The sequence below is a fragment of the Streptomyces sp. NPDC041191 genome (genome assembly GCF_055591945.1).
Genome location: NZ_JBVIZC010000005.1, coordinates 414,076 through 429,169, shown reverse-complemented (window position 1 = coordinate 429,169; position 15,094 = coordinate 414,076). Strand labels below are relative to the sequence as shown.

Genomic DNA, 15,094 nt, shown 5'->3' with positions numbered 1-15,094 from the left:
CGGCGGGGGCCGTTCCGTTTTCGTCGCGTTCCTCCCCTTCCCCGTTGCGCAGGGTGCTTCCGCCGGTCACGGAGTGGTTGAGGTGGTCGAGACCTCTTGTCGGCCCGCACGGAGCGCGCCTAACCTCACGCGTGTTGTGCAGCACGAAACGGCCATTGCGCATGCTGCAACGCACGTACCTGGAGGGGTCCCGTCATGAAGCTTTCCGCCCTCCCCCGAGCTCTCGGCCTCGGCCGAGCAGGGGGCACCCCCGTCACCGCCGCCGTCACCGCGCTCCTGCTGGCCGGGCTGACCGTCACCGCCTGCGCGCCCCAGACCTCGGACGGGAAGGCCACGACGGACGAGAAGAGCGGCACCCTGCGCGTCTGGCTCTTCCAGGAGGTGAGCAACAAGCCCAAGGAGCAGGCCGTCCGGCAGGCCGTCGCCGCCTTCGAGCAGCGCAACGCGGGCGCGAAGGTCGAGGTCGAGTACATCCCCGTCGAGACCCGCGCCCAGCGCGTCAAGGCCGCCTTCAACGACCCGAAGTCGGCCCCCGACCTCATCGAGTACGGCAACACCGACACCGCCGGATACGTCAAGGACGGCGGCCTCGCCGACATCAGCGCCGAGTTCGCCGCCTGGGACGAGGCCAAGGACACCGACCCCACCGCCCGCCGGTCCGTCACCGTCGGCGGCAAGGTCTACGGCGCCCCGTTCTTCGTCGGCGTCCGCGCCCTCTACTACCGCACCGACGTCTTCCGGGACCTGGGCCTGACGGCCCCCAGGACCCAGGCCGAACTCGTCGAGACGGCCAAGAAGATCCGCAAGGCCCGGCCCGAGCTGTACGGCATCGCCGTCGGCGGCGCCTACACCTACGGCGCCATGCCCTTCGTCTGGGCCGCCGGCGGCGAACTCGCCACCGAGCGGGACGGCTCCCACAAGGCCGCCGTCAACAGCCCGGACGCCCTCAAGGGCATCGCCACGTACACCTCGCTCTTCGGCGACGACAACTGTCCGGCCGCCAAGTGCGCCCAGATGGGCGGCAACGCCACCGTCACCGCCTTCGCCTCCGGCAAGGCCGGCATGGCCATCGGCGGCGACTTCAGCCACGCGGCCGTCGAGGCCGGCGCGGTGAAGGGCAAGTACGCCGTCGTCCCGCTGCCCGGCACCACCCCCGGCTCGATCGCCCCCGCCTTCGCCGGCGGCAACAACATCGGCGTCCTCAGGAGCACCTCGCACCGCACCCTCGCCGTCGACCTCCTCAAGTCCCTCGCCGGCAAGGAGGCCCAGGGCCGGCTCTTCGACGCGATGGGCTTCCTGCCCACGTACGCCGACGTGCGCGCCGACGCCGCCCGGCGGCAGCCCTTCGTGAAGCCCTTCACCGACACCCTCGCCGCCGGCACGAAGTTCGTCCCGGCGTCCCCCGGCTGGGGCGAGATCGACGCCTCCCTCGTGCTGCCCACGATGTTCCAGGAGATCGTCAGCGGCCGTAAGGACGTCAAGGCGGCGGCGGACGACGCCGCGAAGAAGATGGACGCGGTCTTCGCGTCGGCGGGCTGATCCGCATGACGACCCCGCTCGTCCCGCCCGTCGAGAAGCGGCCCGGAGCGGCCGCGGGCGCTCCGGCCGCGAGCCCCGCGCCCGCGGTCCGCGGTCCCCGGCGCCCCGGCGCCTGGACCCCCTGGCTGTACCTGCTGCCCGCCCTCGTCGTCCTCGGCGCGCTCCTCGTCTACCCCGTCTACCAGTTGGGCCTGATCTCCTTCCTGGAGTACACCCAGGCCCAGGTCAGCGGCGGCGAACCCACCTCGTTCCAGGGGTTCGGGAACTACGCGGCGCTCTTCTCCGATCCCCAGTTCCGGCAGGTCCTCCTCGCCACCGTCGTCTTCGCCGCCGTCTGCGTCGTCACCACGCTCGCCGTCGGCTGCGCCCTGGCCGTGCTCCTCACGCGCGTGCGCGCGCTGCCCCGGTTCGTCCTGATGATGGCCGCGCTCGGCGCCTGGGCCACCCCCGCCGTCACCGGCTCCACCGTCTGGGTCTTCCTCTTCGACCCCGACTTCGGCCCCGTCAACCGGCTCCTCGGACTCGGTGACTTCTCCTGGACGTACGGGCGGTACAGCGCCTTCGCCCTCGTCCTCCTCGAAGTCGTCTGGTGCTCCTTCCCGTTCGTGATGGTCACCGTCTACGCGGGCATCAGGGCCGTCCCGACGGAGGTCCTGGAGGCCGCCGCCCTCGACGGCGCCTCGCAGTGGCGGATCTGGCGCGCGGTCACGGCGCCGATGCTCCGGCCCATCCTGGTCGTCGTCACGATCCAGTCGATCATCTGGGACTTCAAGCTCTTCACCCAGATCTACGTGATGACGAACGGCGGCGGCATCGCCGGCCAGAACCTCGTCCTCAACGTGTACGCCTACCAGAAGGCGTTCGCCTCGTCCCAGTACAGCCTGGGCTCGGCGATCGGCGTCGTCATGCTGCTGATCCTGCTGGCCGTGACGCTCGTCTACCTGCGCCTGCTGCGACGCCAGGGAGAAGAACTGTGAGCGCCCTCCGCACACCGCGCGTCCGGCGCCCCGGACGCCTCGCCGCCGAGGCCGTCACCCTCCTCGTCGCCGCCGCCGTCGCCTTCCCGCTGTACTGGATGGTCCTCTCGGCCCTCAAGCCGGCCGGTGAGATCCAGTCCGCGCACCCGCGCCCGTGGACGCTCTCGCCGTCCCTGGACTCCTTCCGGCGCGTCCTCGAACAGCAGGACTTCGGCCGCTACTTCCTCAACTCGCTGCTCGTCGCCGTCACGGTCGTCCTCGCCTCCGCGGTCATCGCCTTCCTCGCGGCGACCGCCGTCACCCGGTTCCGCTTCCGGTTCCGGACGACGCTGCTGATCATGTTCCTGGTCGCGCAGATGGTGCCGGTCGAGGCGCTGACCATCCCCCTGTTCTTCCTCATGCGGGACTTCGGGCAGCTCAACACCCTCGGCTCGCTGATCCTGCCGCACATCGCGTTCTCCCTGCCGTTCGCGATCTGGATGCTGCGCGGCTTCGTCAGGGCGGTCCCGGAGGCCCTGGAGGAGCAGGCGCAGATCGACGGCGCGAGCCGCACCCGGTTCCTGTGGCAGATCCTCTTCCCGCTGGTCTTCCCGGGCCTGGTCGCCACCAGCGTCTTCTCGTTCATCTCCACCTGGAACGACTTCCTCTTCGCGAAGTCGTTCCTCATCAGCGACACCTCGCAGTCGACCCTGCCCATGGCCCTGCTCGTCTTCTTCAAGCCCGACGAGAACGACTGGGGAGGCATCATGGCCGGCTCGACCGTGATGACCCTCCCGGTGCTCGTCTTCTTCGTACTCGTACAGCGCCGCCTGGTCTCGGGACTGGGCGGGGCGGTGAAGGACTGACGCGATGACCGGTTCCACGGACCTGATCCCCGCACCCCTGTCGGCCGGGCGCCGGGGCGGCGCCCCCGGGCGCGTCACGCTCGACGGGCGGACCGCGCTCGACGCCGGACCCGGCACCGGGGGCACCGCCCGCTGGCTCCGCGCCGCCCTGGGCGCCGCCACCGGGCTGCCGTTCCCCGACGGGACGGGCGAGCACGCCGTACGCCTGCGGATCAGCGAGCAGGTGGCGCGGGAGCACGGCCCCGAGGGCTACCGGCTGACCACCGGGGACCCCGGTGCGGCCGTCCTCGTCGAGGGCGGCGGCCCCGCCGGGGTGTTCTGGGGCGCCCAGACCCTCCGCCAGCTCCTCGGCCCCGACGCGTACCGCCGGGCGCCCGTGTCCGGCGGGCCCTGGGACCTCCCGCACGTCACGGTCGAGGACCGGCCCCGGTTCGGCTGGCGCGGCCTCATGCTCGACGTCGCCCGGCACTTCGCGCCCAAGGACGACGTGCTGCGCCTGATCGACCTCCTCGCCGCCCACAAGCTCAACGTCCTCCACCTCCACCTCACCGACGACCAGGGCTGGCGCGTCGAGATCCGGCGCCACCCGAGGCTCACGGAGGTCGGCTCCTGGCGGGCCCGCACCAAGTGGGGCCACCGGGCCTCGCCGCTGTGGAACGACACCCCGCACGGCGGGTTCTACACCCGGGACGACATCCGCGAGATCGTCGCGTACGCCGCCGAGCGGCACGTCACCGTCGTCCCCGAGATCGACCTGCCCGGCCACGCGCAGGCCGCCCTCGCCGCCTACCCCGAACTCGGCAACACCGACGTCGTGGACACCGCCGCCCTCACCGTCTGGGACACCTGGGGCGTCAACCCGAACGTCCTCGCCCCCACGGAAGCCGTCCTCCGCTTCTACGAGGGCGTCTTCGAGGAGGTCCTGGAGCTCTTCCCGTCCCCCTTCGTGCACGTCGGCGGCGACGAGTGCCCCAAGGACCAGTGGAAGGCGTCCCCGGCCGCCCGGGCCCGCATCGAGGAGCTGGGCCTCGCCGACGAGGACGAGTTGCAGTCCTGGTTCATCCGCCACTTCGACCGCTGGCTCGCCGCCCGCGGACGCCGCCTGATCGGCTGGGACGAGATCCTGGAGGGCGGGCTCGCCGAGGGCGCGGCCGTCTCCTCCTGGCGCGGCTACGGGGGCGGGATCGCCGCCGCCGAGGCCGGCCACGACGTCGTCATGTGCCCCGAGCAGCACGTCTACCTGGACCACCGGCAGGCGCCCGGTGAGGACGAGCCGATGCCCATCGGGTACGTCCGCACCCTGGAGGACGTCTACCGCTTCGAGCCCGTTCCGCCGGGGCTCTCCGAGGAGGCCGCCGCCCACGTCCTGGGGACCCAGGCCAACGTCTGGACCGAGGTCATGGAGAACCGTTCCCGCGTCGACTACCAGGTCTTCCCCCGCCTCGCCGCCTTCGCCGAGGTCGCCTGGTCCGCGCTCCCCGCCCCGGAGGCCCGCGACTACACCGGTTTCGAACGCCGCATGGAGACCCACTACCGGCGCCTGGACGCCCTCGGCGTCGACTACCGGCCGCCCGCCGGGCCGCTGCCCCGGCAGCGCCGGCCCGGAGTCCTCGGCCGGCCCCTGGAGGGGATGCCCCCGAACGTGTGAGGGTCCCGGCGGCCCCGTCACCCGGGAGCGGCGCTCCCGCCGCCGGGGAGCGCACCGGGAGAGGCCGTCCCCGCCGCCGGGGCGGGACGGTCCCCGGCATCCGGGGGCGACGAAACGGAAGTCACCGTACCCAAAGGGATGTTCCGGACGAAACAGTCCTTCGCGGACCCTCGCGCCGGACGGCTCCGAAGATGTGCCAGAGTTGCCACGTCCTGCCTGTGAGCACGTACGGTACGCCCACACGCAGGCGCGACGGCCGGGCGACAGTCGGGGTCCGCCGGGACACCGGGAAGGGGCAGCGGGTTGACCACGCACGCACCACAGACGGCGCAGTCCGTGACGCTGCCCGCCTCGCTCGACGAGGCCGTGGCGGCCCTCACGGCCAGGCCGGACGCCATTCCGGTCGCGGGCGGCACCGACCTGATGGCCGCCGTCAACCAGGGCCGGCTCCGGCCCGCGGGACTCGTCGGCCTGGGCCGCGTCAACGAGATCAGGGGCTGGCAGTACCAGGACGGCCACGCCCTCCTCGGCGCGGGCCTCACCCACGCCCGGATGGGCCGTCCCGACTTCGCCGCCCTCATCCCGGCCCTCGCCGCCGCCGCCCGCGCCGCCGGGCCGCCCCAGATCCGCAACGCGGGCACCCTCGGCGGCAACGTCGTCACCGCCGCGCCCACCGGCGACTCGCTGCCCGTCCTCGCCGCCCTGGAGGCCGACCTCGTCGTCCTCGGGCCGCAGGGCAGCCGCGAGATCCCCGTCTCCCACCTGCTCGCCGGGCGCGACCTGCTCGCCCCCGGCGAACTCGTGGGCTTCGTCCGGGTGCCGCTGCTCCACGCCCCCCAGGTCTTCCTCAAGGCCACCGGCCGCACCGGCCCGGCCCGCGCCACCGCCTCCGTCGCGGTCGTCCTCGACCCGGCCCGGCGCGGGGTGCGCTGCGCCGTCGGCGCCGTCGCGCCGATGCCGCTGCGCCCGCTGGAGGCCGAGCGCTGGATCGCCTCCCTCGTGGACTGGGACAACGACCGGGGGCTCGCGCCGGAGGCGCTGACGGCGTTCGGCGAGTACGTCGCCGCCGCCTGCGTCCCGGACCCGCAGGGGGGCGGGCAACTGCCCCCCGCCGTACTGCACCTGCGGCGCACCGTCGCCGCACTCGCCCGACGGGCACTGGGGAGGGCACTCGCGTGAGCAACGACGAACAGCACGGCAACCAGGGCGGCTGGGAGCCGATCCCGCAGAGCGAGGGGTACGACGGCGACGCGACCGCCTTCGTGCAGCTGCCGCCCGACTTCATGCTGGACGGCGTGCCCCTGGAGGCGCCCGGCCACGGCTACGTGCCGCCGATGATCACCCCCCTCCAGCCGCTCGCCCCCGCCCCGGCGACCGATCCGGCGGCCACGGGCGGCTGGACGGCGCACCCGCCGGCGGAGGCGGACCGGGACCCGTCGCGGGACGGGTACTTCGGGCAGGAGCAGGAGTCCCGGGGGTTCGGGGAACTCCAGGGATTCGAGGAGCCCCGGTCCTTCGAGTCGCCGGAGCCCTTCGGGCAGCCGGACTTCTTCGAGCCGTCGCGGTCCTTCGGACAGGACCGGAGCGAGGGCCGGGGCCACGGCCCGGACCAGGGTCAGGACTTCGGGCCGAGCGGGGGCTTCGAGTACTTCGAGCAGGGCGGGCGCCCCGACCGGGCCGGGTACGGCGACGGAGACCCGCACGCGACGGCCGAGTGGCGCTTCGCCGAGGAGGCGGGGACGGCGGGGACGACGGGAACGACGGAGCCCGCACCGGGGCCGGGCGCCACGGGACAGTGGGAGTTCCCCGTCGAGGAGGCGGAGGAGCGGGACGGGTTCGCCGCCCCGGTGCCGCCCGCCGCGCCCCCTTCGTACGACGGCGCCCCGGCGACCCTGCCGGGCGGCGCGCCCGCGCCCTGGGCCCTCCCCGGGGAGCCGGTGCCCGGCGCCCCGGAGGCCGTGCCCGCGGACACCCCCGCGCCCGCGCCCGTGTCCACGTCCATGGACACGGACACGGACACGGACACGGAGGCGGACGGGAGCCCGGAGGCCGCCGACGGGGAGGCGGACCCGGCGGAGGCGTACGGCCCGGACCCGGCGGAGGCGTACGGCGCGGCCCCGGAGCACGGCGCGGACGCCCCGGGAACCGCTGCCGGTCTCCGCGCGGAGACCGCCCCCGACCAGGGCCCCGGCCCCGGCGCGGAGCCCGCCCCCGGGACCGGCGCGGACGGCGTTCCCCCGGCGGGGACCGTTCCCGGCGCGGACGCCGCACCCCGTCCGGAGACCGCCCCCGGCGCGGACGCCGCACCCCGCGCGGAGACCGTCCTCGACACGGACGTCCCGGACGCGGACGTGCCCGGCGCGACCGCCTCCGCCGTGCTCCCCGCCGCACCGGGGACCGGGGCGTCCACCGACGGCGACGAACACCCCCACACCTCGTACTCCCTGCGGGTCAACGGGGTGGAGCGGCCCGTCACCGGCTCCTGGATCGGGGAGTCGCTGCTCTACGTCCTGCGCGAGCGGCTGGGGCTCGCCGGGGCCAAGGACGGCTGCTCGCAGGGCGAGTGCGGCGCGTGCAACGTGCAGGTCGACGGCCGCCTCGTCGCCTCCTGCCTGGTGCCCGCCGCGACCGCCGCCGGGAGCGAGGTCCGGACGGTCGAGGGCCTCGCGGTCGACGGGGAGCCCTCCGACGTGCAGCGGGCCATGGCCACGTGCGGCACCGTCCAGTGCGGCTTCTGCATCCCCGGCATGTGCATGACCGTGCACGACCTCCTGGAGGGCAACCACGCCCCCACCGAGCTGGAGACCCGCCAGGCGCTCGCCGGCAACCTCTGCCGCTGTTCCGGCTACCGGGGCGTGCTCCAGGCCGTACGGGACGTCGTCGCCGAGCGCGAGGCGAGTGCCGCGGCCCACGCCTCCGAGGGCGCCGACGGCGCCCGTGTCCCGCACCAGATCCCCCACCCGCACGACGGAGGCATGGCGTGAGCAGCGACGCGATCACCGCCGCTCCCACGGTCCCGGACGGACCCGGACCCCTCGGACCGGAGCCGGCCGCCCACGGCCTCGGCACCTCGCTCCCGCAGGCCGAGTCCCGGGCGAAGACCGAGGGCACCTTCCCGTACGCCGCCGACCTGTGGGCCGAGGGCCTGCTCTGGGCGGCGATCCTGCGCTCCCCGCACCCGCACGCCCGGATCGTCTCGGTCGACACCACCGCCGCGACCGCCATGCCGGGCGTGCGGGCCGTGGTGACGGCCGCCGACGTGCCCGGCGCGGCCACCTACGGGCGCCGGGTCGCCGACCGGCCCGTCTTCGCCTCCGACTTGGTCCGGCACCACGGCGAGGCCATCGCGGCCGTCGCCGCCGACCACCCCGACACGGCCCGGCTCGCCGCCGCCGCGATCGGCGTCGAGTACGAGGTCCTCGAACCGGTCACCGACCCGGAGAAGGCGTTCGAGGCCGAACCCCTGCACCCCGACGGGAACCTGATCCGGCACATCCCGCTCCGCTTCGGCGACCCGGAGGCCACCGGCGAGGTCGTCGTCGAGGGCCTGTACCGGATCGGGCGGCAGGACCCGGCGCCGATCGGCGCCGAGGCCGGCCTCGCCGTGCCCCGACCGGACGGGGGCGTGGAGCTGTACACGGCCTCCACCGACCCGCACACCGACCGCGACCTGGCCGCCGCCTGCTTCGGCCTGGCGCCCGAGCAGGTCAAGCTGGTCGTCACCGGCGTCCCGGGCGCCACCGGCGACCGCGAGGACCCGGGCTTCCAGATCCCGCTGGGCCTGCTCGCGCTGCGCACCGGCTGCCCCGTCAAGCTCACCGCCACGCGCGAGGAGTCGTTCCTCGGCCACGCCCACCGCCACCCCACCCTGCTGCGCTACCGGCACCACGCGGACGCGGAGGGACGCCTGGTGAAGGTGGAGGCGCAGATCCTGCTCGACGCGGGCGCCTACGCCGACTCCTCGTCCGAGTCGCTCGCGGCGGCCGTCGCCTTCGCCTGCGGCCCGTACGTCGTCCCGCACGCCTTCGTGGAGGGCTGGGCGGTCCGCACGAACAACCCGCCCTCCGGCCACGTGCGGGGCGAGGGCGCCCTGCAGGTGTGCGCGGCGTACGAGGCGCAGATGGACAAGCTGGCCGCGAAACTGGGCGTGGACCCGGCCGAGCTGCGCCTGCGGAACGTCATGGCGACCGGTGACCTCCTGCCCACCGGCCAGACGGTGACCTGCCCGGCCCCGGTGGTCGAACTGCTCACCGCCGTACGGGACTTCCCGCTCCCCCCGCTGCCCAAGGACATCCCGGAGGGCGAGTGGCTGCTGCCCGGCGGCCCCGAGGGTGCGGGCGAGCCCGGCGCGGTGCGGCGGGGCGTGGGCTACGCGCTCGGCATGGTCCACATGCTCGGCGCGGAGGGCACCGACGAGGTCTCCACGGCGACCGTGCGGGTCATGGACGGCGTGGCCACGGTCATCTGCTCGGCCGTGGACACCGGTTCGGGCTTCTCGACGCTCGCCCGGCAGATCGTGCAGGACACCCTGGGCGTCGAGGAGGTCCACGTCGCCCCCGTCGACACCGACCAGCCGCCCGCCGGACCGGCCGCCCACGGCCGGCACACCTGGGTGTCGGGCGGGGCCGTCGAACGGGCCGCGAAGATGGTCCGCACGCAGCTCCTCCAGCCCCTCGCCCACAAGTTCGGCATGTCGACGGAGCTGCTCCAGATCGCCGACGGCAAGATCACCTCGTACGACGGCGTGCTGTCCACGACGGTCACCGAGGCGCTCGACGGCAAGGAGCTGTGGGCCACCGCCCAGTGCCGTCCCCACCCCACCGAGCCCCTGGACGACGCGGGCCAGGGCGACGCCTTCGTGGGCCTCGCCTTCTGCGCGATCCGGGCGGTCGTGGACGTGGACGTGGAGCTCGGCTCCGTACGGGTCGTGGAGATGGCCGTCGCCCAGGACGTCGGCCGCGTCCTCAACCCGGCGCAGCTCGCCGTCCGGATCGAGGCGGGCGTCACCCAGGGCGTCGGCGCGGCCCTCACGGAGAACCTGCGCACCGCCCGCGGCCTGGTCCGGCACCCCGACTTCACCGGCTACGCGCTCCCGACCTCCCTGGACGCCCCGGACATCCGCATCGTGAAGCTGGTCGAGGAGCGGGACGTGGTGGCCCCCTTCGGCGCCAAGGCCGCGAGCGCGGTCCCGGTCGTCACCTCGCCCGCCGCGGTGGCCTCGGCGGTCCGCGCGGCGACCGGCCGCCCGGTCAACCGCCTCCCGATCCGCCCCCAGGCGGCGGTGGCGGCGGCCACCCCGTAGGGGCCGGACATGGCGGGGGCCCGGACCGGGAGGTCCGGGGCCCCCGCGTTCCGTGCGGAACCGGAGCGCCCCGGGAAGACCGGGCCGCCGGTGGACTACGCGGGCAGCCGTCCTTCCGCACGGTTGGACGACGAGCGGACCGAGCCGGATCGGACAGGGAAGGGCGTGGTCACGGCGCCCACTTCTCGTGCAGGCCGCCCGAACAGACCGGGCAGGGGACCTTGCGGGTCCGGCCGCACGTTCTGCACCCGGCACCCCCGCCGCAGTCGGGGCACCAGACGGCGCGCTGACCGGCGCAGTACCCGCACACGTCCGAGAGGGCGTTCAGCCAGTCGATGAGGCCGTACGCGGTCGGGCTGTGCCCCGTACGCCCCGCCCGCTTCTTCTTCGAGGAGGCCGTCATGCCGACTCGCCCTGGAATTCGGGTTCGAAGACCCGGCGCAGGGTCGCGCTGACCGGGCACTCGCCCTCGTTGTCGCACTCCCAGCAGTACGGCACGTGGAGGAGCCACAGGCAGCGTGCCCCAAGAGGGCTCAGGTGCTTGGGCGCGCACGCGAGGCACGCGTACAGGCTCCACCCGATCCCGTCCTTCGGCTCGATGCGCTGGATGACGATTGGCTGTGTGGTGATCTGCTCGCAGTCCGAGCACATCCGAACCGGATCCTGGCGGCGTCGGGGGTTCCTGCTCATGACGTCACTGCCTCGTGAACGATGCCGTTGCGGTACTCGTGGAGAAGCAGGTACGGACGGATCAACGCCACGTCTTCACCGCGCAGCCGTTCGGACTGACGGGGCGAGCGGGGAGCCCCACACCCACCGGCTCGCGTGTGATCAGGAGCCGCCGCGTCGGGAAATTCGCGGGAGGGGTGTGCTGAATCAGCACGCCCTCGGTGGCGGCTCGACGCCTGCCCGTGGAGGGCACGAGCCAAGCCAGGAAGAGGGCAAGCACGCTACGCACGTCGGTCACTCCTTGGGTGATCGGCCACGCCCCCGGACTGTTCGCGCAGTCGCGGGGGTCTTCTGCGGTCACTCGCTCGGGGCATACGCGTATGCGCGTATACGTGGTCACGTGGGAACGCATATGCGCAGAGCCCGGCCCTGTGGATCTCGACCGCAGCAAGCCCGTATGGCCGCAGGTGGCAGACGAACTCCGTCGCCGTCTCGACGCCGGCGAGTGGGACCCCGGATCGCGCTTCCCGCCCGTGAACCAGTTGGCCGCCGAGCTGGACGTGGTCCCGTCGACCGTTCAGAAGGCCGTGGTCACCCTGCGGGACGAGGGCCGGATCCACACCGAACTCGGCCGGGGCTCGTTCGCCGTCAAGAACCAGTAATGCGTTCATGATCCGAGTCTCTGGGCCTGACGTACTCGGAACTGATGACTGGGTGTTGACTGACTGGTGACTGTCTAGGCTTTCCCCATGAGCAGCGCGGTCGGAGAGTTCGGGCACCGGGTTCGGGAAGCGCTCAAGCGGGCGGGCCTGTCGCAGCGGGAAGCCTCGCGGCGGATGATGTACGACCCGGCGTTCCTGTCGCGCGTTCTGTCGGGCAAGCAACTGCCCAGCGTGGAACTCCTCCAGAGCCTTGACGCGTTACTCGACGCCGATGGCCGGATCATCGACCAGGGGATGCGTCTGCTCGACGCGGACGGCGACACGTCCCACACCCGACCTGTCCTGCCGAGGCTGGACGACTTCCTTCCCGAGGGGGACCCGTTCGCCGTGCTGGACCTGAGCACAGGTCGTCGGCTGGGTGCGGGAGAAGTCGTTGACCTGGAGAAGCGGGTTCACGGGCTACGCCTCGCCGACGACGTACTGGCCGGAGGAGACCTGATCCGCCCCGCGATGCGAGAGCTCCGCTCGGCCGTTCGGCTGTACCGCGAGACGACGCACAGCGAAGAGGCCGGCCGGGCCCTGCTCGTCCAGATCGGGGAGCTGGCGCAGATCGCCGGCTGGATCGCCTCGGACGCCGGACAGCACGACGAAGCGGAGCGGATCTATCGTCTCGGCCTGAGCGCAGCCAAGCAGGCCGGAGACATGACGCTCGCCGGGAACCTGGCGGGGTCTCTCGCCTACCAGATGACCAACACGGGCCGGACGGCTGAGGGCCTGGTGCTGGCACAAGCCGCTCTGCACGATGCGGGAGACGACGCACCGGGCAAGGCTCGTGCCCTGTACTGGGACCGGGTGGCGTGGGCGCACACCCAGGCGGGCGGGACGGAGAACGGCCGAGCCGCCATGCGTGCGCTGGGCGAAGCCTCCGAGGCTCTGTCCCGACACGACGACGGCGAAGAGGCCCCGGCCTATCTGTACTGGGTAGACGCCGGGGAGCTACAGGTCATGGAGTCCCGGGTCTACACGGAGCTTCGTCGGCCGCTGCGAGCGGTACCGCTCCTGCGTGACGTGCTCGACCGGTACGACGCCACGCACACCCGAGAGATGGCCCTCTACCTGTCGTGGCTCGCTGTCGCCCTGGCCGATGCGAACGAGCCCGAGGAGGCCGCAGCGGCAGCCGAGCGGGTGATCCGCATAGCGGCAGATGTCGCTTCGGAGCGCACAGCCGAACGGGTCCGAGTCGTGCTTGCCCGGCTGCGGGAGTACGCCGATGTTCCCGAGGTCGCGGCCATACTGGCTGGTCACGCCGCCTGACACGTCGGGTGTGGTGCGCAGGGGATGGATGCCCCGCGCCCAACGTGCGTCAGCCGGTCAGTACCGGTCGTCCAGTGCGTGCACGGCGTCCACGGCTCGCTTGCCGGCCAGGTCCGCGCCGTGCCGCCGGAGCATCGCCGGGGACTTCCAGCCGCGTACGGCCATGGCCTTCTCACCCGAGACGCCCGCCGACAGGCAGCTCTTCGGCGCGCGGGCCCTCGGTGAATACGCGGATGATCGCGTGATCGAGGACCCTTTCGAAGCCACGGGCCCTCGACCATGAAGTCACAGAGCCAGGAGGCCGAGCCGGCTGACCACAAGTGCAGGTCAGACGATCAGTGGAGACCGTGGCGGGAATCGAACCCGCGTAACCCGCTTTGCAGGCGAGTCCCTGAGCCACTCGGGCACACGGTCGTGAGGGGGGTGCGGTCGTGCACTGGTACGACCGTAGGCGGGCGGTGCGCGGGGGCTCAAGGGCGTGCGGGGCCGTGCCACGCGACTGCCACACGCCCGCAACACTCCGTTCGTGGTCGTACGTCGGAGGACCGAGCGGGCACCGGTCCTCCGACAGGGGTCATTCAGGTCTACACCTCTTACCCTGGGGTGATGAGCGCCCTCGAACCCCGCGACGCCGACACCGGCGCCGCCACCGCCGGAAGTCCCCGGACCGGCCCCCGTACCGACCGCCCCGACGCCCCGGGGTCCGTCCTCGACCCGGCCCACCGGGCGCTCAGCATCGGCATCGTCTCCGTCGTCCTGCTCATCGCCTTCGAGGCGACCGCCGTCGGCACGGCCATGCCCGTCGCCGCCCGCGAGCTGAACGGCGTCTCCGTCTACGCCTTCGCCTTCTCCGCGTACTTCACCACCAGCCTCTTCGCCATGGTCCTGGCCGGGCAGTGGTCCGACCGGAACGGGCCGCTGGCGCCCCTCACCACCGGCATCTCCGCCTTCGCCGCCGGACTGCTCCTCTCCGGCACCGCCGGCTCCATGTGGCTGTTCGTCCTCGGGCGGGCCGTGCAGGGCCTCGGCGGCGGCCTGGTCATCGTCGCCCTGTACGTGGTCGTCAGCCGCGCCTACGCCGAACACCTCAGGCCCGCGATCATGGCCGCCTTCGCCGCGAGCTGGGTCGTCCCCTCGGTCGTCGGCCCCCTCGCCTCCGGCACGATCACCGAGCACCTGGGCTGGCGCTGGGTCTTCACAGGCATCCCCGTTCTCGTCGTCCTGCCGCTCGCCCTCGCGCTCCCCGCGATACGCCGGACCGCCTCGGGGCCCGCCGACCCGTCCGCGCCGCCCGTCCCGTGGAACCGGCGCCGTGTCCGGCTCGCCCTCGGCATCTCCGCGGGCGCCGGGCTCCTCCAGTACGCCGGGCAGGAGCTGCGCTGGCTGTCCCTGGTCCCCGCCGCCGCGGGCGCCGCGCTCCTCGTGCCCGCCGTGCGCGGCCTGCTGCCGCACGGCACCTACCGGGCCGCCCGGGGGCTGCCCTCGGTGGTCCTGCTGCGCGGGGTCGCCGCCGGGTCCTTCATCGCCGCCGAGTCCTTCGTACCCCTGATGCTGGTCACCCAGCGGGGCCTGAGCCCCACCCTCGCCGGCCTCTCCCTGGCCGTCGGCGGCCTCACCTGGGCGCTGGGCTCCTGGATCCAGTCCCGGCCGTGGACGGAGCCGTACCGGGAACGCCTCGTCGTCCTCGGCATGGTCCTGGTCGCGCTCGCGATCCTGACGGCGCCGAGCGTCCTGATCACCGCCGTCCCGGCGTGGACCGTCGCGGTCGCCTGGGCCTTCGGGTGCCTCGGCATGGGCGCCGTGATCTCCTCCACGAGCGTGCTCCTCCTGAAGCTCTCCGCGCCCGAGGAGGCGGGCACGAACTCCGCCGCCCTCCAGATCTCCGACGGCCTCTCCAACGTCCTGCTCCTCTCGATCGGCGGCGCGGCCTTCGCGGCCCTCGGCGGCGGCGCGGTGGGCCACGCCGTCACCTCCTCCACGGCCGCCACCGGCTCCCACCCGGGAGCCTTCGCGGCGGTCTTCCTTCCGATGGCCGCGGTGGCGGCGGCGGGGGCGTGGGTCGCCACACGGTTGCACGGGGAGCCGGTGGCCCGGAGCTGAATCCGCTGGTGGCGGGAGGGCGCCGGCCGGTACCGTCC

12 protein-coding genes and 1 tRNA gene are annotated in these 15,094 nt (G+C 73.6%); 10 read left to right on the top strand and 3 right to left on the bottom strand.

What is annotated here, in order from left to right; genetic code table 11:
- The first annotated feature begins 195 nt into the window (after window positions 1–195).
- The 7 genes from ACZ6AQ_RS13120 to ACZ6AQ_RS13090 all read left to right on the top strand — a co-directional run bounded on the left by ACZ6AQ_RS13120 (window position 196) and on the right by ACZ6AQ_RS13090 (window position 10,311).
- Complete coding sequence (locus ACZ6AQ_RS13120; RefSeq protein WP_468759734.1) at window positions 196–1,539, top strand: extracellular solute-binding protein; 1,344 nt, start codon at window positions 196–198, stop codon at window positions 1,537–1,539.
- A 5-nt stretch (window positions 1,540–1,544) separates the two neighbouring features.
- On the top strand, window positions 1,545–2,516 hold the full coding sequence (locus tag ACZ6AQ_RS13115; protein ID WP_468759733.1) for a carbohydrate ABC transporter permease: 972 nt from the start codon (window positions 1,545–1,547) through the stop codon (window positions 2,514–2,516).
- The gene (locus ACZ6AQ_RS13110; protein ID WP_468759731.1) at window positions 2,513–3,361 is read left to right on the top strand and encodes a carbohydrate ABC transporter permease; all 849 of its coding nucleotides are present in this window, start codon (window positions 2,513–2,515) and stop codon (window positions 3,359–3,361) included. The genes ACZ6AQ_RS13115 and ACZ6AQ_RS13110 overlap by 4 nt, the downstream gene beginning before the upstream one ends.
- A 4-nt stretch (window positions 3,362–3,365) precedes the next feature.
- Entirely contained in the window at window positions 3,366–5,009 is a 1,644-nt protein-coding gene (locus tag ACZ6AQ_RS13105; RefSeq protein WP_468759729.1) for a beta-N-acetylhexosaminidase, read from the top strand.
- 303 nt (window positions 5,010–5,312) lie between these two features.
- Window positions 5,313–6,188 (top strand): FAD binding domain-containing protein, encoded by an 876-nt coding sequence (locus tag ACZ6AQ_RS13100; protein WP_388690478.1) that lies wholly within the window; start codon window positions 5,313–5,315, stop codon window positions 6,186–6,188.
- Entirely contained in the window at window positions 6,185–7,993 is a 1,809-nt protein-coding gene (locus tag ACZ6AQ_RS13095) for a (2Fe-2S)-binding protein (protein ID WP_468759728.1), read from the top strand. Before ACZ6AQ_RS13100 ends, ACZ6AQ_RS13095 begins: the two co-directional genes overlap by 4 nt.
- The gene (locus ACZ6AQ_RS13090; protein ID WP_468759726.1) at window positions 7,990–10,311 is read left to right on the top strand and encodes a xanthine dehydrogenase family protein molybdopterin-binding subunit; all 2,322 of its coding nucleotides are present in this window, start codon (window positions 7,990–7,992) and stop codon (window positions 10,309–10,311) included. Before ACZ6AQ_RS13095 ends, ACZ6AQ_RS13090 begins: the two co-directional genes overlap by 4 nt.
- 169 nt (window positions 10,312–10,480) lie before the next feature.
- On the opposite strand, the gene ACZ6AQ_RS13085 is transcribed toward ACZ6AQ_RS13090, so the two are convergent.
- Together ACZ6AQ_RS13085 and ACZ6AQ_RS13080 are read right to left on the bottom strand one after the other, a co-directional pair.
- On the bottom strand, window positions 10,481–10,714 hold the full coding sequence (locus ACZ6AQ_RS13085) for a hypothetical protein (protein WP_468759724.1): 234 nt from the start codon (window positions 10,712–10,714) through the stop codon (window positions 10,481–10,483).
- Window positions 10,711–10,962, bottom strand: a complete 252-nt coding sequence (locus ACZ6AQ_RS13080; protein WP_468759722.1) for a hypothetical protein — start codon at window positions 10,960–10,962, stop codon at window positions 10,711–10,713. The genes ACZ6AQ_RS13085 and ACZ6AQ_RS13080 overlap by 4 nt, the downstream gene beginning before the upstream one ends.
- Window positions 10,963–11,447: 485 nt before the next feature.
- Between ACZ6AQ_RS13080 and ACZ6AQ_RS13075 the strand changes: the two genes are divergently transcribed.
- A complete protein-coding gene (locus ACZ6AQ_RS13075) occupies window positions 11,448–11,642 on the top strand; it encodes a winged helix-turn-helix domain-containing protein (protein WP_468759721.1) in 195 nt (64 codons plus the stop codon).
- Between the two features lie 87 nt (window positions 11,643–11,729).
- The gene (locus ACZ6AQ_RS13070; RefSeq protein ID WP_468759719.1) at window positions 11,730–12,956 is read left to right on the top strand and encodes a helix-turn-helix domain-containing protein; all 1,227 of its coding nucleotides are present in this window, start codon (window positions 11,730–11,732) and stop codon (window positions 12,954–12,956) included.
- Window positions 12,957–13,295: 339 nt separating this feature from the next.
- Here ACZ6AQ_RS13070 and ACZ6AQ_RS13065 read toward each other — a convergent pair.
- A tRNA-Cys gene (locus ACZ6AQ_RS13065) sits at window positions 13,296–13,370 on the bottom strand.
- A gap of 192 nt (window positions 13,371–13,562) precedes the next feature.
- On the opposite strand from ACZ6AQ_RS13065, the gene ACZ6AQ_RS13060 reads away from it, so the two are divergent.
- The gene (locus ACZ6AQ_RS13060; RefSeq protein WP_468759717.1) at window positions 13,563–15,056 is read left to right on the top strand and encodes an MFS transporter; all 1,494 of its coding nucleotides are present in this window, start codon (window positions 13,563–13,565) and stop codon (window positions 15,054–15,056) included.
- Window positions 15,057–15,094 lie beyond the last annotated feature (38 nt).

Coding starts and splice junctions, on each gene's coding strand:
- ACZ6AQ_RS13120 (WP_468759734.1), top strand. CDS start 196: ATGAAGCTTTCCGCCCTCCCCCGAGCTCTCGGCCTCGGCCGAGCAGGG.
- ACZ6AQ_RS13115 (WP_468759733.1), top strand. CDS start 1,545: ATGACGACCCCGCTCGTCCCGCCCGTCGAGAAGCGGCCCGGAGCGGCC.
- ACZ6AQ_RS13105 (WP_468759729.1), top strand. CDS start 3,366: ATGACCGGTTCCACGGACCTGATCCCCGCACCCCTGTCGGCCGGGCGC.
- ACZ6AQ_RS13085 (WP_468759724.1), bottom strand. CDS start 10,714: ATGACGGCCTCCTCGAAGAAGAAGCGGGCGGGGCGTACGGGGCACAGC.
- ACZ6AQ_RS13080 (WP_468759722.1), bottom strand. CDS start 10,962: ATGTGCTCGGACTGCGAGCAGATCACCACACAGCCAATCGTCATCCAG.
- ACZ6AQ_RS13070 (WP_468759719.1), top strand. CDS start 11,730: ATGAGCAGCGCGGTCGGAGAGTTCGGGCACCGGGTTCGGGAAGCGCTC.
- ACZ6AQ_RS13060 (WP_468759717.1), top strand. CDS start 13,563: ATGAGCGCCCTCGAACCCCGCGACGCCGACACCGGCGCCGCCACCGCC.